Annotated in this window: 21 protein-coding genes and 2 tRNA genes; 15 read left to right on the top strand and 8 right to left on the bottom strand. The window is 71.1% G+C overall.

The window, feature by feature from the left end:
- The first annotated feature begins 33 nt into the window (after positions 1-33).
- Positions 34-852 carry an Fpg/Nei family DNA glycosylase gene (locus DEJ50_RS22350; protein WP_150209735.1) on the top strand — a complete coding sequence of 273 codons (819 nt, stop codon included), beginning with the start codon at positions 34-36 and terminating at the stop codon, positions 850-852.
- A 46-nt stretch (positions 853-898) separates the two neighbouring features.
- Here DEJ50_RS22350 and DEJ50_RS22355 read toward each other — a convergent pair whose 3' ends face one another.
- Entirely contained in the window at positions 899-2,134 is a 1,236-nt protein-coding gene (locus DEJ50_RS22355; RefSeq protein ID WP_150209736.1) for a GNAT family N-acetyltransferase, read from the bottom strand.
- Positions 2,135-2,300: 166 nt separating this feature from the next.
- On the opposite strand from DEJ50_RS22355, the gene DEJ50_RS22360 reads away from it, so the two are divergent.
- Positions 2,301-3,410 (top strand): PP2C family protein-serine/threonine phosphatase, encoded by a 1,110-nt coding sequence (locus DEJ50_RS22360; RefSeq protein WP_411757632.1) that lies wholly within the window; start codon positions 2,301-2,303, stop codon positions 3,408-3,410.
- A gap of 31 nt (positions 3,411-3,441) precedes the next feature.
- On the opposite strand, the gene DEJ50_RS22365 is transcribed toward DEJ50_RS22360, so the two are convergent.
- The gene (locus DEJ50_RS22365; protein WP_190344617.1) at positions 3,442-4,056 is read right to left on the bottom strand and encodes a DUF4232 domain-containing protein; all 615 of its coding nucleotides are present in this window, start codon (positions 4,054-4,056) and stop codon (positions 3,442-3,444) included.
- Positions 4,057-4,209: 153 nt separating this feature from the next.
- On the opposite strand from DEJ50_RS22365, the gene DEJ50_RS22370 reads away from it, so the two are divergent.
- The 3 genes from DEJ50_RS22370 to DEJ50_RS22380 all read left to right on the top strand — a co-directional run bounded on the left by DEJ50_RS22370 (position 4,210) and on the right by DEJ50_RS22380 (position 6,362).
- Positions 4,210-5,700 carry a pyridoxal phosphate-dependent decarboxylase family protein gene (locus DEJ50_RS22370; RefSeq protein ID WP_150209742.1) on the top strand — a complete coding sequence of 497 codons (1,491 nt, stop codon included), beginning with the start codon at positions 4,210-4,212 and terminating at the stop codon, positions 5,698-5,700.
- On the top strand, positions 5,595-6,035 hold the full coding sequence (locus tag DEJ50_RS22375; RefSeq protein WP_150209744.1) for an HD domain-containing protein: 441 nt from the start codon (positions 5,595-5,597) through the stop codon (positions 6,033-6,035). The genes DEJ50_RS22370 and DEJ50_RS22375 overlap by 106 nt, the downstream gene beginning before the upstream one ends.
- 132 nt (positions 6,036-6,167) lie before the next feature.
- The gene (locus DEJ50_RS22380; RefSeq protein ID WP_150209745.1) at positions 6,168-6,362 is read left to right on the top strand and encodes a hypothetical protein; all 195 of its coding nucleotides are present in this window, start codon (positions 6,168-6,170) and stop codon (positions 6,360-6,362) included.
- 81 nt (positions 6,363-6,443) lie between these two features.
- Here DEJ50_RS22380 and DEJ50_RS22385 read toward each other — a convergent pair.
- Positions 6,444-6,514: transfer RNA gene (locus DEJ50_RS22385), tRNA-Gly, on the bottom strand.
- A 161-nt stretch (positions 6,515-6,675) separates the two neighbouring features.
- Between DEJ50_RS22385 and DEJ50_RS22390 the strand changes: the two genes are divergently transcribed.
- The 5 genes from DEJ50_RS22390 (at position 6,676) to clpX (ending at position 11,256) form a co-directional block, all read left to right on the top strand.
- A tRNA-Pro gene (locus DEJ50_RS22390) sits at positions 6,676-6,752 on the top strand.
- Positions 6,753-6,915: 163 nt separating this feature from the next.
- Positions 6,916-8,301, top strand: a complete 1,386-nt coding sequence (tig, locus tag DEJ50_RS22395; protein ID WP_150209747.1) for a trigger factor — start codon at positions 6,916-6,918, stop codon at positions 8,299-8,301.
- A gap of 229 nt (positions 8,302-8,530) precedes the next feature.
- Positions 8,531-9,148, top strand: coding sequence for an ATP-dependent Clp protease proteolytic subunit (locus tag DEJ50_RS22400; RefSeq protein ID WP_150209749.1), 618 nt, complete (start codon positions 8,531-8,533; stop codon positions 9,146-9,148).
- Between the two features lie 49 nt (positions 9,149-9,197).
- Positions 9,198-9,866, top strand: coding sequence for an ATP-dependent Clp protease proteolytic subunit (locus DEJ50_RS22405; protein ID WP_150209750.1), 669 nt, complete (start codon positions 9,198-9,200; stop codon positions 9,864-9,866).
- A 103-nt stretch (positions 9,867-9,969) separates the two neighbouring features.
- The gene (gene clpX, locus DEJ50_RS22410) at positions 9,970-11,256 is read left to right on the top strand and encodes an ATP-dependent Clp protease ATP-binding subunit ClpX (protein WP_150209752.1); all 1,287 of its coding nucleotides are present in this window, start codon (positions 9,970-9,972) and stop codon (positions 11,254-11,256) included.
- A gap of 61 nt (positions 11,257-11,317) precedes the next feature.
- On the opposite strand, the gene DEJ50_RS22415 is transcribed toward clpX, so the two are convergent.
- Both DEJ50_RS22415 and DEJ50_RS22420 read right to left on the bottom strand, forming a co-directional pair.
- Entirely contained in the window at positions 11,318-12,280 is a 963-nt protein-coding gene (locus DEJ50_RS22415) for a hypothetical protein (RefSeq protein ID WP_150209754.1), read from the bottom strand.
- A gap of 90 nt (positions 12,281-12,370) precedes the next feature.
- Positions 12,371-13,039 (bottom strand): hypothetical protein, encoded by a 669-nt coding sequence (locus DEJ50_RS22420; protein WP_150209756.1) that lies wholly within the window; start codon positions 13,037-13,039, stop codon positions 12,371-12,373.
- A gap of 98 nt (positions 13,040-13,137) precedes the next feature.
- Between DEJ50_RS22420 and DEJ50_RS22425 the strand changes: the two genes are divergently transcribed.
- Complete coding sequence (locus DEJ50_RS22425) at positions 13,138-15,759, top strand: valine--tRNA ligase (RefSeq protein WP_150209758.1); 2,622 nt, start codon at positions 13,138-13,140, stop codon at positions 15,757-15,759.
- A gap of 72 nt (positions 15,760-15,831) precedes the next feature.
- Here the strand turns inward: DEJ50_RS22425 and DEJ50_RS22430 are convergent, their stop codons facing one another.
- The gene (locus DEJ50_RS22430) at positions 15,832-18,444 is read right to left on the bottom strand and encodes a YfhO family protein (RefSeq protein WP_150209760.1); all 2,613 of its coding nucleotides are present in this window, start codon (positions 18,442-18,444) and stop codon (positions 15,832-15,834) included.
- A gap of 98 nt (positions 18,445-18,542) precedes the next feature.
- Entirely contained in the window at positions 18,543-19,136 is a 594-nt protein-coding gene (locus tag DEJ50_RS22435) for a vitamin K epoxide reductase family protein (protein WP_150209761.1), read from the bottom strand.
- Positions 19,137-19,298: 162 nt separating this feature from the next.
- On the opposite strand from DEJ50_RS22435, the gene DEJ50_RS22440 reads away from it, so the two are divergent.
- On the top strand, positions 19,299-20,450 hold the full coding sequence (locus DEJ50_RS22440) for a sensor histidine kinase (protein WP_150209763.1): 1,152 nt from the start codon (positions 19,299-19,301) through the stop codon (positions 20,448-20,450).
- Positions 20,451-20,620: 170 nt separating this feature from the next.
- On the opposite strand, the gene DEJ50_RS22445 is transcribed toward DEJ50_RS22440, so the two are convergent.
- The gene (locus DEJ50_RS22445) at positions 20,621-21,643 is read right to left on the bottom strand and encodes a rod shape-determining protein (RefSeq protein ID WP_150209765.1); all 1,023 of its coding nucleotides are present in this window, start codon (positions 21,641-21,643) and stop codon (positions 20,621-20,623) included.
- Positions 21,644-21,760: 117 nt separating this feature from the next.
- Here DEJ50_RS22445 and folC point away from each other — a divergent pair, with 117 nt between their 5' ends.
- The 3 genes from folC (at position 21,761) to ndk (ending at position 24,170) form a co-directional block, all read left to right on the top strand.
- Complete coding sequence (gene folC / locus DEJ50_RS22450) at positions 21,761-23,284, top strand: bifunctional tetrahydrofolate synthase/dihydrofolate synthase (RefSeq protein WP_150209767.1); 1,524 nt, start codon at positions 21,761-21,763, stop codon at positions 23,282-23,284.
- Positions 23,285-23,287: 3 nt separating this feature from the next.
- Positions 23,288-23,665, top strand: coding sequence for a DUF4233 domain-containing protein (locus DEJ50_RS22455; protein WP_150209768.1), 378 nt, complete (start codon positions 23,288-23,290; stop codon positions 23,663-23,665).
- Between the two features lie 94 nt (positions 23,666-23,759).
- Entirely contained in the window at positions 23,760-24,170 is a 411-nt protein-coding gene (gene ndk, locus DEJ50_RS22460; RefSeq protein ID WP_150209770.1) for a nucleoside-diphosphate kinase, read from the top strand.
- The last annotated feature ends 16 nt before the right edge of the window (positions 24,171-24,186 follow it).

The raw sequence follows: 24,186 nt of genomic DNA on the forward strand, positions 1-24,186 counted from the left end.
CTGCCACCCGCCCGTACGTACAGGAGCAGTGCCGTGCCCGAGGGGCATACGATCCACCGCCTCGCCCAGGACCACACCGAACGGTTCGCCGACCGCACGGTCCGGGTGAGCAGCCCCCAGGGCCGGTTCGACCGGAGCGCGGCACTGCTCGACGGCCGTGAACTGACCTCCGCGGAGGCCCACGGCAAGCACCTGTTCCTCGGCTTCGACGGGGGAGCGGGCGCCGACTGGGTCCACATCCACCTCGGCCTCTTCGGAAAGTACGGCTTCGGGCCCGCCCCGGCCCCGCCGGCCACCGACACCGTCCGGCTGCGGCTGGCCAACGACGCCCACTACGCCGACCTGCGCGGCCCCACCGCCTGCGAGCTGATCACCGAGGGCGAGAAGAAGGCGATACACGACCGGCTCGGCCCCGACCCGCTGCGGGCCGCGGACGGACCGGACCGGGCCTGGACGCGGATCTCCCGCTCCCGGACCACGATCGCCGCGCTCCTCATGGACCAGAAGATCATCGCGGGCGTCGGCAACGTCTACCGCGCCGAGGTCCTCTTCCGGCACGGCATCGACCCGTACCGGCTCGGCCGGGACATCAGCCGGGCCGAGTGGGAGGCCATGTGGGCCGACCTGGTGGAGCTGATGCGCGAGGGCGTGCGCCACAACCGGATCGACACCGTGCGCCCCGAACACACCCCGGAGGCCATGGGCCGCCCGCCGCGGGTGGACGACCACGGCGGCGAGGTGTACGTCTACCGGAGGGCGAACCTGCCCTGCCACCTCTGCGGCGGCGAGATCCGCACCGCCGGTCTCGCCGCACGCAACCTCTTCTGGTGCCCGGCCTGCCAGGACCGCTGAGAGGAGTCCGGGTGTCCGGCCGAACCGGACAGGGCCGCCCCGGGTTCTAGAACTGGTGCGGCAGCCAGGGCGCGAGCTCGCCCTGGAAAGCCCGCGAGGCCTCCGCCAGCGCGCCCGGCCGCAGCTCGGTGACCCGCCCGGTGCCCGCCAGCGCGCTCAGCGTGATCCCGCCCAGGTAGGCCGAGCCCAGCTCGCGCACCGACAGCTCCAGGTCCGCCGGATCCTCCGTCCGTACGCACACCGCACCGGCCGCATCGCCGGTCAGCCGCCAGCGGCCCTCGTTCCACGGACAGAACGCGTCGGCCACCTCGAAGACCACGTCCACCGGCGAGCCGTACCTCCTGGCCGTCAGCGCCGCCGGCAGATCGACCAGCCGCACGTGCAGCGCATCCCGGGTACGGGTCCGGATCCGCCGGACGTCCGTCACCAGGTGCAGCAGCGGATCGTCCACCGGCCGCTTGTGCGCCCGCACCTGCCAGGTGAGATCGATCTCGAACACATACCGCCACAGCGCCGCGTACGCCGCCGGGTCCACCGCGTCCAGATCGCGGACCTCGACGGTGCCCGCCGAACCGTCCAGGTCCCAGTCCGGCTTCACGCGATAGCGGACATAGCCCAGGACCTCGCCGTCCGCCCGCTCCGCGAGCACGCACACCAGCGGCGAGGCCCCGTCCCGCTCACCCGGCGGGTCCAGCAGCCCCTGCCGCTCCCAGCCCGGCTGCCGGACCAGCATCCCGGACCGCCGCGCGGTCAGCGCCGCGTACACCCGCTCGCACTCCGGCAGCGCCTTCTCCGGATCCGCCAGCCGCAGCCGGATCCCGTCGGCGCCCGGCGGCAGGTTCAGCCGTACCCGGGTGGTGTCGACGTCCACCGACAGCGCGTACGTGCCGACGCCATAGCCGAACCGGCCGTAGATCTCCGGCTCCGAGGCCGTCAGCACGGCCACCGGCTCACCGCCCCCCGCCCGGATGTCGTCGAGCTGGCGCCGCATCAGCGAGGACAGGATGCCGCGCCGCCGGTGCGTCGGCGCCACCCCCACCAACGTCACCCCGGCCGCCGGCACCACCGCACCGCCCGGAACCGTCAGCCGGAAGCTGAAGGCGCTCGCCGACCCCACACAGTCCTCGCCGTCCCACACGCCCAGCGAACGCTCCGGCTCCGTGAGGGACTTGTCCAGCGCCCGCTCCTCCGGCGAGGCCGGGGTACCGCCGAAGGCCAGCTCGAGGCAGCCGTACCAGGTGTCCCACTCCTCGGGACGCAAGACCCGCATCTCATATGGCATAAGACCATGCCTATCAGGGCATTCGCCCCGCGTCGACCGGATTTAGGGCCCCCGGCCTCCACCCGCCCCGGGCCCCCAACCAGGGGTACCCCTGCGCGCACACAGCCAGGATGGATAGGGTCCCCTGACAATGGCCGGGGCACGTGCAGAGACCCTTATGGCCCGGATGCGGAAGCTGTCGCACCGGGCCCGCACCGTGCTGCGCAAGTCCGCCGTGGACTACTTCCGCGGCGACGCCTCGGACTGGCTCGCCTTCGCCGGCCTGCTGCTCACCGTCCCCGCCATCACCTGCGGCACCCTGATGCTGCCGGTCTGGTTCTCGCCCTCCGCCCTCGTCCTGCCGATCGTCGCGGGCGGCCTGCTGCTCCGCCCCGCCAGCCTGCTCGCCCTGTACGCCGCCTCCGCCGCCGCACTGATCGTCGAGGCCCTGGTCCTCGGCCCCTACACCCAGGGACCCGCCCGGGTCACCCCCGGAACCGTGCTCGTGGTCGCCGCCTGCGGATTCTTCGGGCTGGTCATCGCCCAGTTCCGCAGCCGGGTCGGAGTGCCCTGGCGGCGCGGCGGCACCATGCTCTTCGACCTCCGCGAACGCATCCGGGTGCAGAGCAAACTGCCCGACCTGCCGTCCGGCTGGCACCGCGAGATGGCCCTCCGCCCGGCCGGCGGCCAGTCCTTCTCCGGCGACTTCGTGGTCGCCGCCCGCACCGGCCCGCGCGGCCGGACCCTGGAAGTCGTCCTTACCGACGTCTCCGGCAAGGGCATGGACGCCGGATCCCGCGCCCTGCTGCTCTCCGGCGCCTTCGGCGGCCTGCTCGGCTCCCTGCCCCCGGAGGACTTCCTGCCCGCCGCCAACGGCTACCTGCTCCGCCAGGACTGGGACGAGGGCTTCGCCACCTCCGTCCACCTCGTACTGGACCTGGACACCGGCGACTACGAGCTGCTCTCGGCCGGCCACCTGCCCGCCCTCCAGCTGTCCGCGGGCACCGGGCGCTGGCAGGAGAAGTCCGGCACCGGCCCGCTGCTCGGCGTCTACGACGGAGCGGAATTCGAGCCGGCCCGCGGCAACCTGCGCCCCGGCGACGTCCTGATGCTGTTCACCGACGGACTGGTCGAGACCGCCGACCGGGAGATCAGCGAGGGCATCGACCGGCTCACCGGCGAGGCCGACCGCTATGTCGCGGCCGGCTGGCAGGGTGCCGCCTGGCACCTGATCGAGAAGGTGGCCAAGGACGTCAACGACGACCGCGCCCTCCTGCTGATCCGCCGCTCGGCCTGACCGATCCGCCCGATCGCTCCGCTGTCGGGTGTCAGCGCGCTTCCTTGCTCCACGGCGAGATGCCCATTTTGCCGGTGTTGCCCAGGTCCACCGGGCGGGTCAGTTTGAGGACCTGGCGCGGTCGGCCGGGCGCGGGCATGATGTCGAGGAACCAGCCCTCGACCGCCGGCGCGTTCACCTCGGTGACCAGGTTGCGCCACAGCAGCCCGAACGAGGCCGCCTCGCCCGGCTGCAGGACCACCTTCTGCCCCGGCTGGTCGAAGCCCGTCCCCGTGGTGATGCCGTTGGACCCCTGGCCCACATGCACCTGCACCGGAGCCCCTTTCTTGTCCTGCAACCGCAGGTCCGGGTAGCCGTTCAGGGTGATCGGTGCGGTGCCGCAGTTGTCCAGGCGGACGCTCTCCACCCGGAGCCCCATCGCGGCGTCCCCGGTCCCCTCGGACAGCCGGAACCCGCCCTCGGGGCACTTCGGCCCGGGGTCCTCCGACGCCTTCGCCTCGTCCTGCGGCGCCGGCGTCACCGGCTTCGGCGGGACCTGCAGGGGTGCCGTCGGCTTCGGTGCCCGCTCCGGCGGCGGTGCCGCCTCGCACCCGGCCAGCACCGGCACCAGTACCGCGGCCAAGCCCCCGGCCAGGCTCCCGGCCATTCTTCGTCCCCACCGTTTTGTGATCATCGTCCGACCCTATGGTTCCGGCCCGCCCCGTTCCACCCCCGGCCCCGCCGGACTCGCTGCGCGCGGAGGCCACTTGCCGGCGAGTGGCCCGGGTCCGCCGCCGCTCCGGCGTCCTACCGTGCCCCCATGGACGCCTTCCTCGCCGCCGACCTGAACCGCCTGCCCGAGCTGCTCGGCCTGACCGCCCGCCAGGCCACCGAAGCCCTCGCCGCCCTCGACGACCGGCCCGTCGTGCCCGCCACCGACCCGGCGGTCGGGCTGCCGCCGCTGCCCGACCGCGGTGAAGGCCTCGACCGGACCCTGGCCGCGTTCGCCGAAGAGTGGGCGCCCCGATTCTCCGCCTCCGCCGGCCCCCGCTACCTCGGCTTCGTCACCGGCGGCGCCACCCCCGCCGCCCTCGCCGGCGACTGGCTGACCGCCGCCCACGACCAGAACTCCAACTCCGGCCTCGACGGCGCCGGCCAGGCGCTGGAACGCCAGACGGTCCACTGGCTCCGCGAGCTCTTCGGCCTGGGGCCCGAGCACACCGGCACCTTTGTCAGCGGCGCCACCCTCTCCAACACCGTCGGCCTCGCCATCGCCCGCGAATGGCTGGGGGAGCGGCTCGGCGTCTCCCCGGCCGAGGACGGCGCCGGCGCCCTCGGGCCGGTCCGCGTCCTCTCCGGAGCCCCGCACTCCTCCATCGCCAAGGCCCTCGCCGTCCTCGGCCTCGGCCGGAACGCGCTCGTCCACGTCCCCACCCTGCCCGGCCGCGAAGCCGTCGACCCGGCGGCCCTCGCCCGGGCCCTCTCCGACACCCCCGGCCCCTGCGTGGTCGTGGCCAACGCCGGCACCGTCAACACCGTCGACTTCGACGACCTCACCGCCCTCGCCGCCCTCAGGGAACGCCACGACTTCTGGCTGCACACCGACGCCGCCTTCGGTGCCTTCGCCGCGCTCTCCCCGGACCGCGCCCACCTCACCCGCGGCCTCTCACTCGCCGACTCGGTCTGCGTGGACCTGCACAAATGGCTCAACGTCCCCTACGACAGCGCCGTCCAGTTCACCCGCCGCCAGGACCTCCAGGCCCGGGTCTTCCGGAACTCCGCCGCCTACCTCGGCCCGCTCGGCGAACACCCCGACCTGGTCCACCTCACCCCCGAGAACTCCCACCGGCTCCGCGCCCTCGCCGCCTGGTTCACCCTCCGGGCCTACGGCCGGCAGGGCCACCGGGAGATCGTCGAACGGGACATCGCCTGCGCCCGCGCCCTCGGCGACCGCCTCGCCGCCGACCCCGCCTTCCGGCTGCTCGCCCCGGTCCGGCTCAACGTGGTCTGCTTCACCCTCGCCGAAGACCCCACCCCCGAACGCCTGGCCGCCCTGCGGAACGCCGCCGCCGCCGAGGTGTTCGTCACCCCGACCGTCCTCGGGGGAACCCCGGCCCTGCGTGCGGCGTTCTCCAACTGGCGTACCACCGAGGACGATGTGCGCCGGGCCGCCGAGGCCCTCCGTACCGCGGCGAAGGGACTCGTATGCCCCCCCTCACCCTCCTCCAGATCGAGGCCCTGGCCCGCGCGGCGCACGAAGGCCAGACCGACAAGGCCGGCCGGCCGTACGCCGAACACCTCGCGGCGGTAGCCGAGGGCGTCCGCATCCGCGGCGGCAGCCCTGAACAGCAGGCCGCGGCCTGGCTGCACGACGCCATCGAGGACGAGGCCCTGTCGCCCGCCTGGCTGGAATCGGCCGATCTCCCGGACTCCGTCAAGGAGATGGTCCTCGCGGTCACCAAACGCGCGGGCGAATCCCCGGAGGACTACACCGCCCGTATCCTCGCCACCCCCGGCGCGCTCCTGGTCAAGGAGGCCGATCTCGCGCACAACGCGGACCCGGCCCGGCTCGCCGTACTCGACGAGCCCACCCGCTCCCGGCTGACCGCGAAATACGCGCACGTCCGTGGCCTCTTGGGGCTCTGAACCCAACCGAGTTGGCGGAAATGGCGCCCAGGAGGCGGGTAGCGGGGGCCCGTTGGTGGCACGATGGTCCATGTGGGGGTGCGTGGCCGTGCCCCCGGGCCGACCAGGGGACGACCGAAGGTGTGATCAGTAGTGGCCATTTCGCTGTCAGTGGTGGTTCTGTTGGCGGTCATCATGGTGGTGCTGATCCGCAGCAACCACATCAAGCCAGGCCCGGCCATCGTCGCGGTCCTCTTCGGCTTCTTCCTGGCCTCCAGCTCGATCGCCCCGGACGTCAACCGCTTCCTGAACTCCCTCGCCGACACCATCGCCGGCATCAAGCTCTGATCCGACAGATCTCGGGGCGCCCGGGAACGCAACAGGGCCAGGCGGAGGAAACATCCTCTGACCTGGCCCTGAGCCATTCAGAGCGGGCGACGGGAATCGAACCCGCGTAGCTAGTTTGGAAGACTAGTGCTCTACCATTGAGCTACGCCCGCACAGCATGCGCCACAGGTCGGAAGAACCGCGGCACGAAGAGCATCCTAGCGGGTCCCGTCCGCCGATCGCACACCCCATTACCGAGGTGGCGCGGAACCCCTGCTCCAAAAACCCTGCGCATCGGATCGTCCGTGGGCATGTACCCTACGTGTCGCACCGACGGGGTGTGGCGCAGCTTGGTAGCGCGTCCGCTTTGGGAGCGGAAGGTCGTCGGTTCGAATCCGGCCACCCCGACCACCAGCACCGCCACCCGCGATGATCGCGTTGTGGGCTGCTTCCCGCTTGCGGTTACTATGCAAGCTGCGTGCCCGTGTGTCTGATGTGCCGGGCCCGATCCGCCGAACCGCTGCAGATCAGCGTCGGCAGAACCCCCAGAAGTCAGCCACAAGGAGACCGAACCGTGAAGAGCGCCGTGGAGACCCTGAACCCGACTCGGGTTCGGCTCACTGTCGAGGTGCCCTTCGAGGAGCTCAAGGACAGCCTCGACGCGGCGTACAAGAAGATCAACCAGCAGGTCACGGTCAAGGGCTTCCGCAAGGGCAAGATCCCGGCCCGGGTCATCGACCAGCGCTTCGGTCGCGGTGCGGTGCTGGAGGAGGCCGTCAACGACGCCCTCCCGAAGTTCTACACCGAGGCGATCAACGAGGCCGAGCTGAACCCGCTGGGCCAGCCGGAGGTCGACATCACCGAGCTGAAGGACGGCGAGCTGCTCTCCTTCACCGCCGAGGTCGACGTCCGCCCCGAGATCGAGATCCCGGACTACTCCGGCATCGAGGTCGAGGTCGACGCGGTCGAGGTCTCCGACGAGGACATCGAGAAGTCGGTCGAGCAGCTGCGCAACCGCTTCGCCTCCACCAACACGGTCGAGCGCGCCGCGGCCGAGGGTGACGTCGTCACCATCGACCTCGAGGCCAAGGTCGACGGCGAGGTGCTGCCCGACGGCGTCGCCTCCGACGTCTCCTACACCATCGGCTCGGGCGAGCTCCTCGACGGCATCGACGAGGCCGTCACCGGCCTCGAGGCCGGCGGCGAGGCCACCTTCACCTCGCAGCTGAAGGGCGGCTCCGCCGAGGGCAAGGACGCCGAGGTCACCGTCAAGGTCACCAAGGTCGCCGCCAAGGAGCTCCCGGAGCTGGACGACGAGTTCGCGCAGATGGCGAGCGAGTTCGACACCCTGGAGGAGCTGAAGGCGGACAGTCGCAAGCGCCTCGAGAACATGAAGCAGTACGACCAGGCCACCCAGGCCCAGGAGCGCGTGCTGGAGAAGCTCATCGAGCTCGCGGAGATCCCGGTCCCCGAGAAGCTGCTCGAGGACGAGGTCAACACCCGCAAGCACAACCTGGAGCACCACCAGCTCGGTCAGATGGGTCTGACCCTCGAGAAGTACCTGGAGTTCCAGGGCAAGACGGTCGAGGAGTTCGAGGCCGAGACCAAGGAGCAGGCGGTCAAGGGCATCAAGACCCAGTTCCTGCTGGACGCCCTGGTCAACAAGGAGAAGCTGAACGTCAACCAGGAGGAGCTCACCGAGCACCTCATGCGTCGTGCGGCCTCCTCCGGCATGTCCCCCGACCAGTTCGCCCAGGCGGTCGTCGAGGGCGGCCAGGTCCCGATGCTGGTCGGCGAGGTCGCCCGCGGCAAGGCGCTTGCGCTGGTCGTCGAGAGCTCCAAGGTCGTCGACACCAACGGTGAGGTCGTCGACCTCTCCGACGACGAGGACGAGGTCGAGCAGGCCGCCGAGGTCGCCGCCGAGGCGGTCGACGGCGACGCCGAGGCCGAGGCCAAGTAAGTCCCCCACGGCTCTTCGAGCTGCGGTGGAAGGGCCCGGACGCGTGCGCGTCCGGGCCCTTCCGCATCCCTCCGCGGGGCCCTTCGTACCTTGCGCTCCGAGCGAACAGTTCGGGAAGCGGGATGGCGTTGTCCGACCTGCGCGTTAGGGTCCATGACTATGAGGGCACTGCCCTCCGAACGAGACGCTGAGACGGCACGTGGGCCGTCGGAGACGAGCAGGTGGATACGTGACGAATCTGAAGCCTTACGCCGCGGGTGAGCCGTCCATCGGTGGTGGCCTCGGCGACCATGTCTACAACCGGCTCCTCGGCGAGCGCATCATCTTCCTCGGCCAGCAGGTCGACGACGAGATCGCCAACAAGATCACGGCGCAGCTCCTCCTCCTGGCGGCCGAGCCGGAGAAGGACATCTACCTGTACATCAACAGCCCCGGTGGCTCGGTGACGGCCGGCATGGCGGTCTACGACACCATGCAGTACATCCCGAACGACGTCGTCACCATCGGCATGGGCATGGCGGCCTCGATGGGCCAGTTCCTGCTCACCGGCGGCGCCAAGGGCAAGCGCTTCGCCCTGCCGAACACCGACATCCTGATGCACCAGGGCTCCGCCGGCATCGGCGGCACCGCGTCGGACATCAAGATCCAGGCCCAGTACCTGCTGCGCACCAAGCAGCGGATGGCCGAGATCACCGCGTTCCACTCGGGCCAGACCGTCGAGGCGATCATCCGCGACGGCGACCGCGACCGCTGGTTCACCGCCCTGGAGGCCAAGGAGTACGGCCTCATCGACGAGATCATCTCGGCCGCGTCCAACGTTCCGGGCGGCGGCGGCACCGGGGCCTGATCCCCGGTCCTCCCGTACACGGACAGCCCAGCCCGCAGAACGCACCAGGATGGTGAACACCCAGATGCAGAACAACCTCTCCGCGAGCGGCCTCTACACCGGCGCGCAGGTGGACAACCGCTACGTCATCCCGCGCTTCGTCGAGCGCACCTCGCAGGGTGTGCGCGAGTACGACCCGTACGCGAAGCTCTTCGAGGAGCGCGTGATCTTCCTCGGCGTGCAGATCGACGACGCCTCCGCCAACGACGTCATGGCGCAGCTGCTGTGCCTGGAGTCGATGGACCCGGACCGCGACATCTCGATCTACATCAACAGCCCCGGTGGCTCCTTCACTGCGCTGACCGCCATCTACGACACCATGCAGTTCGTGAAGCCGGACATCCAGACGGTCTGCATGGGCCAGGCGGCCTCCGCCGCCGCGGTCCTGCTCGCCGCCGGCACCCCCGGCAAGCGCATGGCCCTGCCGAACGCCCGCGTGCTGATCCACCAGCCGTCCGGCGGTACCGGCCGTGAGCAGCTCTCGGACCTCGAGATCGCGGCCAATGAGATCCTGCGGATGCGTGACCAGCTGGAGACCATGCTGGCCAAGCACTCCACCACGCCGATCGAGAAGATCCGCGAGGACATCGAGCGCGACAAGATCCTCACGGCCGAGGACGCGCTTGCGTACGGCCTGATCGACCAGATCATCTCCACCCGCAAGAGCAACGCGGCCTGATACTTGCACGGGGCCCCGCACCGGGGCCCCGGCAAGGTACCGTCGGATATGAGGCACCAGGAGCGCTGAACCAAGCGTCTCCCAGGCGAAGGGGAAGCACCTCGTGGCACGCATCGGTGACGGCGGCGACCTGCTCAAGTGCTCGTTCTGCGGAAAGAGCCAGAAGCAGGTGAAGAAGCTCATCGCAGGGCCCGGTGTGTACATCTGCGACGAGTGCATCGACCTCTGCAACGAGATCATCGAGGAAGAACTCGCCGAGACCTCGGAAGTGCGGTGGGAGGAGCTCCCGAAGCCGCGCGAGATCTACGAGTTCCTGGAGAGCTATGTCGTCGGCCAGGAGCCGGCGAAGAAGGCGCTCTCGGTGGCGGTGTACAACCACTACAAGCGGGTCCAGGCGGGCGAGAACGGCGGCGCGCAGGGCCGGGACGACGCGATCGAGCTCGCCAAGTCCAACATCCTGCTGCTGGGCCCGACCGGCTCCGGCAAGACCCTGCTGGCCCAGACCCTGGCCCGGATGCTGAACGTTCCGTTCGCCATCGCGGACGCGACGGCGCTGACGGAGGCCGGGTATGTGGGCGAGGACGTCGAGAACATCCTGCTCAAGCTGATCCAGGCGGCGGACTACGACGTCAAGAAGGCCGAGACCGGGATCATCTACATCGACGAGATCGACAAGGTCGCGCGCAAGAGCGAGAACCCGTCGATCACGCGTGATGTGAGCGGCGAGGGCGTCCAGCAGGCCCTCCTCAAGATCCTCGAGGGCACCACGGCCTCGGTCCCGCCGCAGGGCGGTCGCAAGCACCCCCACCAGGAGTTCATCCAGATCGACACGACGAACGTGCTGTTCATCGTGGGCGGTGCCTTCGCCGGCCTGGAGAAGATCATCGAGTCCCGGGCGGGTGCCAAGGGCATCGGCTTCGGCGCGACGATCCGCTCCAAGCGGGAGATCGAGGCCAGCGACCAGTTCCAGGAGGTCATGCCGGAGGACCTGGTGAAGTTCGGGATGATCCCCGAGTTCATCGGCCGTCTCCCGGTCATCACCTCGGTCCACAACCTGGACCGCGAGGCGCTGCTGCAGATCCTGGTGGAGCCGCGCAACGCGCTGGTGAAGCAGTACCAGCGGCTGTTCGAACTCGACGGCGTGGAGCTGGACTTCGAGCGCGAGGCGCTGGAAGCCATCGCCGACCAGGCGATCCTCCGGCAGACGGGTGCGCGTGGTCTGCGCGCCATCATGGAGGAGGTGCTGATGTCGGTGATGTACGAGGTCCCGTCCCGCAAGGACGTGGCCCGCGTGGTCATCACGGCGGAGGTGGTCCGCTCCAACGTCAACCCGACCCTGGTGCCCCGTATCGTCCCGAAGGACCAGGGCCCGCACGAGAAGTCGGCCTAGCCGCACCCGAACGACACGAAGGGGCGCCCCGGATTCCCGGGGCGCCCCTTCGCGTTGGGGACTACTTCTTCACGCGCGCGGTGTTGTAGAGCTTCGCGGTCAGTTCGGCCGCCTGGTCCTTGGTGTAGCTCTGCTTTCCGGTCATGATGGCGCCCAGATCCATGGGAATCATGACGCCCATGGTGCTGTAGTCAGTCCAGATGCAGAACGTCATCGTCAGTTCCTTCGGCTCCATGGGGTTGTCCGAAGGCTTCTTGTTGATGAGCTTCGCGTCCTGGCACTTCATCAGCGCGCCCGAGAAGCCGGCCGGCTTCTTCTCCTCGGCTTCGCCGACCCACGTGAACTCGGTGTCGCCCTTGCCCTTGGCCTGGTCCTTCTCGCTTTCCTTCTTCATCATCGCGAAGGCGCCGTCGAGCGTCTTGGCGGGGTCGTCGATCTCGCCGTAGAGGCCGGTGAACTTGAGCATCTTCGCCTGGAGAGGGTTCTCCTTGCTGCCCGACTGGTACTCCTGGTCGGCCTGCTCGGCGTTCTTGACGCCGATGTCCTCGGCTTCCTTCTTGTCCTCTGCGTCGAAGGAGTCGCTCTTGCTCTTGCTGTCCTTCGTGAACTCGGCCACCGACTCCGGCGGGACGATCTTGTAGCCCTTGGTGGACGCGGACACATCACCGTTGCTCGCGCCGTCACCCAGCAGGAACCATGCGCCGCCGCCGATTGCCGCGACCGCGACCACCGCGGCCAGCACGATGATGCCGGTCTTCGACTTCTTCGGCGGCTGGCCGTACGGGGGCTGCGGGGGCATGCCCGGCTGCTGGGGGTAGCCGTAGCCCGGCTGGCCCTGCGGGGGTACGCCCGGCTGCTGGGGGTAGCCCTGCGGGGGTACGCCCTGCGGTGCCTGCTGGGGGTAGCCGTAGCCCGGCTGGCCCTGCGGCGGCTGGCCGTACGGGTTGGGCTGCTGCGGCTGCCCGCCGTACGGATTCGGCTGCTGCGGCTGCTGGCCGTACGGGCCCGGCTGGTTGTAACTCATCGCTGTCCCCCTTTAGGAACCTCTTATGTTGGTCACATCCTGTCGGAAGATGACCACTGCCGTGGCCTCGGGGGTCCAGGCGTTACGGAACTACGACGCCGGCACCTCCATCGCGCCCCGCAGCGCCCGCGCCCGCTCCGCCAACTCGCCCATCGGCAGCGGCTTGTTCTCGACCGGCAGGCTGACCGTCACCAGCGCGCTGTGGTCGGCCCACATGCACATCGGCACCGCAGTGCCCTGGAAGGTGACCGTGGCGCACCGCATCGCGCCGCCGGCGGGCTTCCCGGCCTCGTGCTCCGTGATGTCCGCGTCCTTGGCGCCCATGCTCTTGAGGCCCGCGGTGAGCTCCGCGCCCGGGTTCAGGTCGTCGAAGGACCCGGCGGCGCCGCTGACCACCAGCTGGGCGGTGCCCGATGCGTCGGCGTAGACCACGGCCACCTGCCGTACCCCCGGCTTCGCGGGCCCCTGGCCCTGCTTGATGGCATCGATCCGCGGCCCGGACTCCTGCAGGGTCAGGCCCTGGAAGGTGGCCGGGGGCACCAGCTCGTACCGGCCCGCGTCCTCGGGGGTGTCCGAGCCGAGCAGCGCACCCATGGCCAGCTTGCCGATCACCAGGCCCGCGGCCATCGCCAGTACCGTTCCCGCGATCTTGAGGCCGCGCCGCCGCTGGGGGACGGGCGGCTGCGGGGGGACGGCGGGGGCGACGGGAGCGACGGGGGTGTCGGGGCCCGGGGCGGGCTGCTGGGGTATCTCGTTCATGACCCGCATCAGACGGCCCGGCCCGTCGAAGGTCAACTGCGGGGCCCGCTGCGGTATGGATTCGTAACGGAGGCGGGGCCGCCCGTATCCTGTGCCCCGTGACCGAGAACACGCAGACACCCAGCAGCCCCCACTCCGAACTGCCGACCCAGTACGCGCCGGCCGAGGTAGAGGGGAAGCTCTACGAGCGCTGGGTAGAGCGGGGTTACTTCACGGCCGACGCCAAGAGCGAGAAGCCCGCGTACACCATCGTCATCCCGCCGCCGAACGTCACCGGCTCCCTCCACCTGGGCCACGCCTTCCAGCACACGCTGATGGACGCCCTGACCCGCCGTAAGCGGATGCAGGGCTACGAGTCCCTGTGGCTGCCCGGCATGGACCACGCCGGCATCGCCACCCAGAACAAGGTCGAGCAGCAGCTCGCCGAGGAGGGCAAGTCCCGCCACGACCTGGGCCGCGAGGAGTTCGTCGACCGGGTCTGGCAGTGGAAGGAAGAGTACGGCGGCAAGATCCTCGGCCAGATGCGCCGCCTCGGCGACGGCGTCGACTGGTCGCGCGAGCGCTTCACCATGGACGAGGGCCTGTCCCGCGCCGTCCAGACGATCTTCAAGAAGCTCTACGACGACGAGCTGATCTACCGTGCCGAGCGCATCATCAACTGGTGCCCGCGCTGCCTGACCGCCATCTCCGACATCGAGGTGGAGTACCAGGAGGACGCCGGCGAGCTCGTCTCCATCACGTACGGCGAGGGCGAGGACACCCTGGTCGTCGCCACCACCCGCGCCGAGACGATGCTCGGTGACACGGCCGTCGCCGTCCACCCGGACGACGAGCGGTACGCCCACCTCATCGGCAAGCAGATCAAGCTGCCGCTGACCGACCGCACCATCCCGGTCGTCGCCGACACCCACGTCGACCCGGAGTTCGGCACCGGCGCCGTCAAGGTGACCCCGGCGCACGACCCGAACGACTTCGCGATCGGCCAGCGCCACGGCCTGCCGTCCATGACGATCATGGACGAGCACGGCGTCATCACCGTCCACGGCCCGTTCCTCGGCCTGGACCGCTTCGAGGCCCGCTCCGCGGTTGTTGGCGCGCTGCGTTCGCAGGGCCGGATCGTCGCCGAGAAGCGTCCGTACATGCACTCCGTCGGCCACTGCTCGCGCTGCAAGACCACCGTCGAGCCGCGCCTGTCCATGCAGTGGTGGGTCAACGTCAAGCCGCTGGCCAAGGCCGCCGGTGACGCGGTCCGCGACGGCCGGGTCGCGATCCACCCCGAGGACATGTCGAAGCGCTACTTCGACTGGGTCGACAACATGAACGACTGGTGCATCTCGCGCCAGCTGTGGTGGGGCCACCGGATCCCGATCTGGTACGGCCCGGACGGCGAGATCGTCTGCGTCGGCCCCGACGAGCAGCCGCCGACGGGCGAGGGCTGGCACCAGGACACCGACGTCCTGGACACCTGGTTCTCCTCCGGCCTGTGGCCGTTCTCCACCCTCGGCTGGCCGGAGAAGACCCCGGACCTGGCGAAGTTCTACTCCACCGACGTCCTGCTCACCGGCCACGACATCATCTTCTTCTGGGTCGCCCGGATGATGATGTTCGGCCTGTACGCGATGGACGGCGAAGCCCCGTTCAAGACCATCGCCCTGACCGGCCTGGTCCGCGACGAGCGCGGCAAGAAGATGTCGAAGTCCTTCGGCAATGTCGTGGACCCGCTGGACTGGATGGACAAGTACGGCTCCGACGCCGTCCGCTTCACCCTGGCCAAGGGCGCCAACCCGGGCACCGACGTCCCGATCGGCGAGGACTGGGTCCAGGCGTCCCGGAACTTCGCCAACAAGATCTGGAACGCGACCCGCTTCGCGCTGATGAACGGTGCGACGGTCGAGGGCGAGCTGCCGCCGGCCGAGAAGCTGTCGGCCACCGACCGATGGATCCTGTCCCGTCTCAACAAGACGGTCGCGCAGGTCGACGCGTACTACGAGGACTTCCAGTTCGCCAAGCTCAGCGAGGCGCTGTACCACTTCGCGTGGGACGAGGTCTTCGACTGGTACGTCGAGCTGTCGAAGACCACGTTCTTCGCGGGCGGCGAGGGCGCCAAGGTCTCCGGCCGGGTCCTCGGCGAGGTCCTGGACGTCCTGATGCGCCTGCTGCACCCGGTCGTCCCGTTCGTCACCGAGACCCTGTGGACCACGCTCACCGGCCGCGAGTCCATCGTGGTCGCCGAGTGGCCCACCGACAGCGGTTTCCGTGACGAGGCCGCCGAGGCCGAGATCGAGAACCTCCAGGCCGTCGTCACCGAGGTCCGCCGGTTCCGCGCCGACCAGGGCCTGCAGCCCGGCCAGAAGGTCCCGGCCCGTCTGGACCTGGCCGGCACCCGGCTGGCCGCGCACGAGGCGGCCATCCGCCAGCTGCTGCGCCTCCAGCCGGAGGGCGAGGGCTTCAGCGCCACCGCGACCCTCCCGGTCGCCGGGGCCACGGTCGCGCTGGACCTCTCCGGCACCATCGACGTCGAGGCCGAGCGCAAGCGGCTGACGAAGGACCTCGGCGCCGCCGAGAAGGAGAAGCAGCAGGCCGAGGCCAAGCTCGGGAACGAGGCCTTCCTGGCCAAGGCCCCCGACAACGTGGTGGACAAGATCAAGGGCCGGCTGGCCAAGGCGGAGGCGGACATCGCCCGCATCCAGGCGCAGCTGGCGGCGCTGCCGGCCGCGTAGCGGGCAGGGAACGCCCGAGGGGCCCGGACCGAACGGTCCGGGCCCCTCCTCGTGCCTCCGGTCCCCGCAGGGTCAGCCGCGGCGGGCCGCGGTGATACGCCGCCGGACCGGCGGGTACAGCAGCACCGCGGCCAGGGCCAGGGCGCCCACGGCGGTACCGGCCAGGCCGGCCTTCAGCCCCGGCGGGGTGTACGTGCAGGACACCCGGTCCGCGCCCGCGCCGAGCGGGACGCCGAGCAGGCCCTGGTACGACACCGGCTTCCGGGCCGGCCCGCCGTCCACCGAGCACATCCAGCCCTGCGGGGCGCTGGTGGCGATCACCGCGGTACCGGTCGAACCGTGCGGCAGCTCCGCCGCGATCGTGTGGCCGCCGGCCTTCACCGAGACCGCGCCGCCCGCCTTCAGCTGCGCCACCCGGGCGTCCAGCGCCGCCGGGTCCAGGCAGCCGAGGGCGTGGGCGGGCAGGGTCTGCCCGTCCTTGCCGGCCCGGACCGCAACGCTGAAGCGCCCGTCCGCCGGCACCCGGGCCAGTTCCTTCATCGCGGCGCTGACCAGCGGCGGATTCCCCTGGAAGCCCTGCTTGGGCCCGTCCCCGCCGCGCACGACCGCGTACAGGTCCGGCGCGTACAGGAAGGCCCGCGTCCCCGGCGTGCACCGGGCGGCGAAGGTGGTCCACTGGTCGGCGCCCTCGCCCTGCGCCCGGTGGAGCCGGAAGCCGGAGCCGTCGGCCGTCCGCTCGCCGGCCGGCCCGCCGGTGTGGGTGAGCTCCGGAACGGTGTAGACCTTCGCCCCCAGCGCCGCCTGCTGCCGTGCCCAGACCGACCCGGCCGGAGCCCCGTACGGCTGGTCGCTGCCCGGCGCCCGTACGGTGACCAGCGGCGGGGCGGCCATCGTGCGGATTCCGGCCCGGTCCTTGCCGGCCGGTTCCAGCACCGCGGAGATGCCGAGCAGGGCCTGGAGGACCGGGTCGCGGGCGGGCCACAGGTGCCGCCCGCCCATGGCGTAGCCGAGGCCCAGGCCGCGCAGCCCGGTCGCCGATTCCACGGTGACGTAGCTGCTGTAGTACGAGCCGCCCTGGCCGCCGATCAGCATCGGGTCGTTGTTGGTGACGAACACGCCGGCGCCCGGGTCGGTGCGGCCGGCCGGCCAGTCGTTCTGCCGGGCGAGCGCCTGCTGTGCGCTCTCGCCGAGGTCGCTGATGGTCTGGGCGCGGGCCGGCCCGCGCAGCCGCGGGTCGTGCAGGACGGCGATGCCGTACACGGCGTAGGCGGTGCTGCCGAACACCGAGGCGGCGAGCAGCCCGACTGCGGCGATCCGGGCGGGTCGCCGCAGTCCGCGCGCGTACAGCACCAGCAGCACGGTCACGACCGCCCCGCCGATCAGGGCGAGGGAGAGCGCGTACCGGTTCACGGGCTGGAGGTCGTACGTCAGCAGGACCAGTACGCCGAGCAGTCCGGCTCCGCCGAGCAGGGCCCGGGGCCGCGGCATGTGGGCGAGGCAGATCCAGGCGGCCATCACCAGGAGGCCGCTGAGGACGAAGGACTCCCGGAACGGCGCGCCGTGCGGCAGGGTCCCGCCCTGCCACAGCTTCGCCGTCGGCGTGATCACGAAGGAGACGGCGGTGAGCAGCAGCAGGCCGAGCCAGCCGGCCCGCTCCCGGGCCCGGACCTTCGACTGGAACGGCAGGGCCAGCACCAGCAGCAGCGCGAGGACGCCCGCGAACACATTGGGGGCGGGGTACTTCGGCAGGGTGCCCGGCAGCACCATGGACAGGTAGGTGAGCGGCTCGGTCGACACACTGACCACGAACCGGTCGGTGGGCTGCGACTGGGCGTTGGCCACCCCGGACACCAGGATGACCGGGGCGGCCAGCAGGAGTCCGGTGACGGTCATACCGGCGGCCCGCCCCAGGATCCGGCCGCGGGCGCGCCAGTCGGTGTCGGAGAGCAGCAGGCGCAGGACCAGGACCAGGGCGACCCCGATGGTGGCCATGGCGGCGGTGTAGAAGTTGGCGAACCAGCACAGGGCGACGGCGAGGCTGCCGAGCACCCAGCGGCGGCCGGTCAGTGCCCAGTCGGCGACGATGCCGAGCAGCGGGAGCGCGACCAGGCCCCAGGTCCACATGGGGACCACGGTGCCTTCGACCACGCCCCAGCCGCAGACGGCGTAGCCGGTGGCGAGCAGGGCCCGCAGCCAGGGCGAGCCGGGGCGCAGCCGGCCGAGGAAGACGGTCATGGTGGCGGCTGCCAGGCCCATGGTGAGCAGGCTGACCAGGAAGACGGAGAGTTCGCCGTGGTCGCGGGAGAAAAGCCCGGTGAGCCAGGAGAAAGGATTCGTCAGATAGGTGAAGAAGTCGGCGAGAAAGCCGACCCCGTATCCGCTCTGCCAGTTGAAGAGCAGATCGCCCTGCGCGGTGCCGTGCTGAAGGTCCCACAGATGGGTGTGGAACGGTACGTATTGATGGCGCAGGTCATTGACGGCGCGCGGCGCCGGGCCGAACGGAAAGGTGCCGTGCGCCGCGAGGCCCGCGGCATACGCGGCCATGGATATGAGTGCGGCGGTCAGCGCGGCGAGCGCCCCGCGCCGGTCCCCGCGCGCGGCGGTGTCCGCGCTGCCCGCGGACCCCGGCCGGCGCGCGCCCGTGTCAGGGCGCGCCGAGGCAGGCGTGATGGAAGCGGTGGTCATGTGTGAAAACCCTTGAGCCCTTGATGAGAGTCCCCCCGGCCGCCCAGATCAAGGGCCGTCGGCTACCCGCATCCTATGTATTCCGCCGGAACAGCCGATTACCGGAGTCCGAACTCGGAAAGGATCAATGCGGCCACGATCGCGTAGAGCGTGACCGGGACCTGCCAGTGCGGAATCCTCCGCAGCCAGGAACCCGGTGCGGACAGGTGCCGGCTGACGTACCAGAACAGCGGGATCATCACCGCCCACACGGCCATGCACCACGGGCACAGCGCCCCGATGACGAACACGCACTGGCCGATGAGCCAGACCGTGAACAGGAACCCGGCGGTGGTCCCGCCCCACAGGACGCGCCACAGCCACCGCGGGAACACCGCCCCGGCGGCCAGCGCCGCCCCCAGCCCGGCGAGCGCGGCGAAGCCGGCGAGGCCGAGCAGCATGTTCGGGAAGCCCAGCAGATTGCCCTGCCAGCTGCTCATCACGTCCCCGCAGCTGAGCACCGGGCCGATGTTGCACCCCGGAGTGAAGAACGGATCCTCCAGGGTGCGGATCCGGTCGTACGTCAGGACCCCGGAGGCGAGAGTCCCGACCAGGCCGCCGCAGAGGGCGAGCAGGGCCAGGCTGCGCGGCGCGGGGCCGTCCGGGGCGGGCCCGGCCGAGGCGCGGCCGTCCGGGGAAGCGTCGGAGGTCATTTCTCCGACGGTAGGCAGCTCCGCTCCGGACGGGGGAGGGGAGAAGGTCTCGGCCCGACGGGCCTTCCGGCCCTTTCCGACATATCCGGAGTGCCGTATATCACTTATTCTGGGCCGCTCTGCAGAGCCGATCCATGGCGCCGACCGCGGATGATGGAAGGCATGCACGTCAAGCCCGCCGCCTCGGCCGTCCAGTGGGCCGCGGCCACCGGCCGCCGGCTCACCGAGGGCTGGGCCGGGTCACCCCGGGCGCTTGACGTCCTGACCGCGCTGAGCTGCCTCGCGCTGATGGCCCTGGACCTCCCCGGGCTCGCCGCGGCCGACAACTCCCTCACCGGCCTGACGGCCGCGGCGGCCCTCGCTCTCGGCTCCGCCACCCTCCTGGTCCGCCGCCGGCTGCCCTGGCTGTCGGTCGCCGTCGCCCTCCTCTTCATCGGCTGGCTGCACGAGCTCACCCTCATCCAGTTCGCGCTCTACTCCGTCGGCCGCTACCGGGGCCGGCGCGCCGGCATCCTCGCCACCCTCGGCTACCTCGCCTTCGCCCTCGCCCTGTTCACCGTGCCGGGCTGGCCGCTCGACCGGGCCGCGAGCTTCAGCTCCTTCCTCAGCCTGGTGGTCCCCATCGGCGTCCTGGCCTCCGCCGTCGGCATCGCCGCCTACCGGCAGGACCTGGTGCGGGAACTCGACTCCCGCCGCGCCGAATCGGCCGTCCTGCAGGCCGTCCAGCAGGAGCGGACCTCGGTGGCGCGGGACGTCCACGACTTCGTCGGACGCGAACTCACCCTGCTGACCGTGCGCTCGGAGGTACTGTCCCTGCGCTCGCGCGAGACGGCGTACGCGAAGGACTTCGAGGAGCTCTCGGACACGGCCCGCCGGGCCCACCTCGTCCTCAACGAGATCATCGTCCAGCGCGGCGAACGGGCCGCCACCCCGGGGGTGGACGGGCTGCCCGCCCTCGCCGACGAGAGCGGCCGGGCCGGCTCCCCGGTACGCCTGGCCATGGACGGGGACGTGCACACGCTGTCCCCGCTGCGGCAGGCGGCGGTGTACCGGGTCGTCCAGGAATGCCTCACCAACGCCGCGAAGCACGCCGGAGGGGAGACCGTCGACGTGTCCATCTCGGCGGACGGCACCGAACTCCGTATCGAGGTCACCAACGCCCTCCCGGCCCGGACGGCGGCCGGCCGGGCCCCGGTCTCCGCGGGCTCGGGCACCGCCAGCATGGCGGAACGCGTCCGCAGCCTGGGCGGCACGCTGACGGCGAAACGCACATCCGAGGCGTACGAGGTCGTCGCCACCCTGCCGCGTTTTTAGGGGCTCGGTTCGCCTCCGGGGGCGCTTTAGCCGAGCTCACAGGGGCGTGCGTCCTCGAAAACGCTCGTGCCTCGCGTTTCCTGCGGGCGCTCGCCCCTGTTCCCTCGGCGCGCCCCCTTCGGCTCACTCGCCCGCGCAGTCCTCGGCGGCCGGGGCGGTCCGGGCCCGGGCTACAGCCGGTCCAGTTCCTCCACCCGGAGGCCCGAGCCGATGGCGACGCAGTCCAGTGGTGCGTCCGCCACGAAGACCGGGATTCCCGTGGCCGAGGCCATCCGCAGGTCCAGGCCCGGGAGCAGTGCGCCGCCGCCCGTCAGGACGATGCCGTGCTCCATCACATCGCCCGAGAGCTCCGGCGGGCAGTCCTCCAGCGTGGTCCGCACCGCCGCGATGATCGCCTCGATCGGTTCGTCCAGCGCCGCCCGCACCTCCGCCGCGGTCAGCTCCAGGGTCCTCGGCATGCCGCCGATCTTCTCCCGGCCCCGTACCAGCACCGTGCGCCCCTCCAGCTCCGGCCGGTCCGGTACCGGCCAGGCCGAGCCGACGGCCATCTTCGCGTCCTCCGCGCTCCGCTCGCCGATCAGCAGCCCGTACTCCTTGCGCACGTAGTCCGTGATCGCCGCGTCCAGCCGGTCCCCGCCCGCCCGCAGCGACTGCGAGGTGACGATCCCGCCCAGCGAGATCACCGCGACCTCCGTGGTGCCCCCGCCGATGTCCACCACCATCGACCCCCGCGGCTCCGCCACCGGCAGCCCCGCCCCGATGGCCGCCGCCATCGGCTCCTCGATCAGGTGCACGCTCTTCGCGCCCGCCCGGGTAGCGGCATCGACGATGGCCCGCCGCTCCACCCCGGTCACCCCGGACGGTACGCACACCACCATCCGGGTCCGCCCCCGACGCCCCGGGACCGCCTTCCGCACGAAGTGCCGGATCATCTCCTCCGCGGCCTCGTAGTCGCAGATCACCCCGTCCTTCAGCGGACGGATCGCGGTGATGGATCCGGGGGTGCGCCCGATGGTCGCCTTCGCCTCGTTGCCCACGGCCAGCGCGGTGCCGCTGTCCGCTTTGATCGCGACCACGGACGGCTCATTGAGGACGATTCCGTGCCCCCGCGCGTAGACCAGGGTGTTCGCGGTCCCCAGGTCGATCCCGATGTCCCGGCTGGACGCTGTCTTGTTGGTTCTGGCCTGCGGCATTTGTTCCCCAATCTCCTGCCCGCAAGGCTTACATAACGATCAAGCCGCACTTCCGGCCGAAGGTCCCGAACCGCCCGGGCCGGAAGTCCCGCCCACCCCCGTCCGTAGACTGGGCGTGTGAGTGAGCAGCAGCCCGAGCCCAGTGACCGCCGGTCCGAGATCTCCGACGAGTTCGACGAGATCGTCGCGGAAGAGACCACCCGTGACCCCGACCTGGCGGTGATCGAGGCCGGCAGCCGCACCCTGCGCACCCAGGCGGGTCCGCCGCAGGGCGACCCGGTGCCGTCCGCGCCCCTCGACCCCGAGGTCGCCCAGGCGCTCCTCGAGGTCGAGCAGGAGCTCTCGACCCGCTGGGGCGAGACCAAGCTGGAGCCGTCCGTCACCCGGATCTCCGCCCTGATGGACGTCCTCGGCGAACCCCAGCGCGCCTACCCCTCCATCCATGTCACCGGCACCAACGGCAAGACCAGCACGGCCCGCATGATCGAGGCCCTGCTGAACGCCTTCGAGCTGCGCACCGGCCGCTACACCAGCCCCCACGTCCAGTCCGTCACCGAGCGGATCAGCCTGGACGGGGCGCCGATCAGCGCCGAGCGGTTCGTGGAGACGTACCGGGACATCCGGCCGTACGTGGAGATGGTCGACGCCTCCCAGGACTACCGGCTGTCCTTTTTCGAGGTGCTCACCGGCATGGCGTACGCGGCCTTCGCGGACGCGCCGGTGGACGTGGCGGTGGTCGAGGTCGGCATGGGCGGCGCCTGGGACGCCACCAATGTGATCGACGGCGCGGTCGCGGTGATCACCCCGATCAGCCTGGACCACACCGACCGGCTGGGCTCCACCACCGGCGAGATCGCGGAGGAGAAGGGCGGCATCATCAAGCAGGACGCCACCGTCATCCTCGCGCAGCAGCCGGCGGACGCGGCCCAGGTGCTGCTGAAGAAGGCCGTCGAGGTGGACGCCACGGTGGCCCGCGCCGGCATGGAGTTCGGCGTGGTCTCCCGCGAGGTCGCGGTCGGCGGGCAGCAGCTGACGCTGCGCGGCCTGGGCGGCGAGTACGAGGGCGTCTTCCTCCCCCTCTACGGCGCGCACATGGCGCAGAACGCGGCGGTGGCCCTGGCCGCCGTCGAGGCCTTCTTCGGGATCGGCGCGGAGCACGCGCGGACGCTGGACGTGGACACGGTCCGCACGGCCTTCGCCACCGTGACCTCGCCCGGCCGGATGGAGGTCGTCCGGCGCAGCCCGACCGTGGTCCTGGACGCCGCGCACAACCCGGCCGGCGCGGCGGTCACCGCCGAGGCGATCACCGAGGCCTTCGGGTTCAGCCGGCTGGTCGGTGTGGTCGGCACCAGTGAGGGCAAGGACGTCCGGGGGGTGCTGGAGGCCTTCGAGCCGATCTTCGCGGAGGTCGTGATCACCTCGAACACCAGCCACCGCGCGCTGGACGCGGACGAGCTGGCCGCCATCGCGGTGGAGGTCTTCGGGGCCGACCGGGTGCAGGTGGAGCCGCGGCTGGACGACGCGCTGGAAGCGGCCATCACCCTCGCGGAGGAAGAGGCCGAGTACGGAGGGGCCGGGGTCCTGGTGACCGGGTCCGTGATCACGGTGGGCGAGGCCCGCCTGCTGCTGAAGAGGGGCTGACCTGTGCGTACCCTGTGCGCCTCGACGCTGATCGGCGAGTTCTTCGTCGTGGGCTTCGCAGGCCTGGTGGCCATGAAGGACCCGGACCTCACCCAGGTGCAGGTCTGGACGGTCTGCGGCGTGGTGATGCTGCTGTCCGTGCTGCTCTGCGGGGTGCTGTCCCGCCCGGGCGCGGTGCAGGTCGGCTGGGCCCTTCAGATCGGCCTGATCCTCAGCGGCTTCGTGGTCCCGATGATGTTCTTCCTGGGCGCGCTCTTCACGCTCCTGTGGTGGTGCTCGCTGCACTACGGCCAGCGGGTGGACGCCATCAAGGCCCGGTGGGCCGCCGAAGCCGCCCAGGCCCCCCAGGGCCCCCAGGCCGGCACCGCGACCGACGCCTGAGCGGGGTGCCGCTGCCCCGCCCCGGGAACGGGGCGGGCGCCGCGCTCCCTGTAGCCTCGTAGCACCGCACCCGTTTGCCGCAAGGAGTCGCAACATGTCCCAGCGCACGCTCGTCATCCTCAAGCCTGACGCGGTCAGGAGGGGGCTGATCGGCGAGATCATCGGCCGCATCGAGCGCAAGGCCGGCTGGACCATTCCCGCGATGGAGCTGCGCACCCTGGACCAGGAGACCCTGGAGGCGCACTACGGCGAGCACAAGGGCAAGCCCTTCTACGAGCCGCTGATGGGCTTCATGGCGAGCGGCCCCGTGGTCGTCCTCGTGGTCGAGGGCGAGCGCGCGATCGAGGGCGTGCGCCAGCTGGCCGGTCCGACCGACCCGATCGCCGCGGCGCCCGGTTCGATCCGCGGGGACTTCGGGACCATCGTGCGCGAGAACCTCATCCACGCGTCCGACTCCGAGGAGTCCGCCGAGCGCGAGCTGAAGCTGTTCTTCCCGGCGCTCTGACCCGGGCCGAGCGGCG

Origin of the sequence: Streptomyces venezuelae, from assembly GCF_008642295.1 — a bacterium.
In the GTDB taxonomy this organism is placed as follows: Bacteria; Actinomycetota; Actinomycetes; order Streptomycetales; family Streptomycetaceae; genus Streptomyces; species Streptomyces venezuelae_C.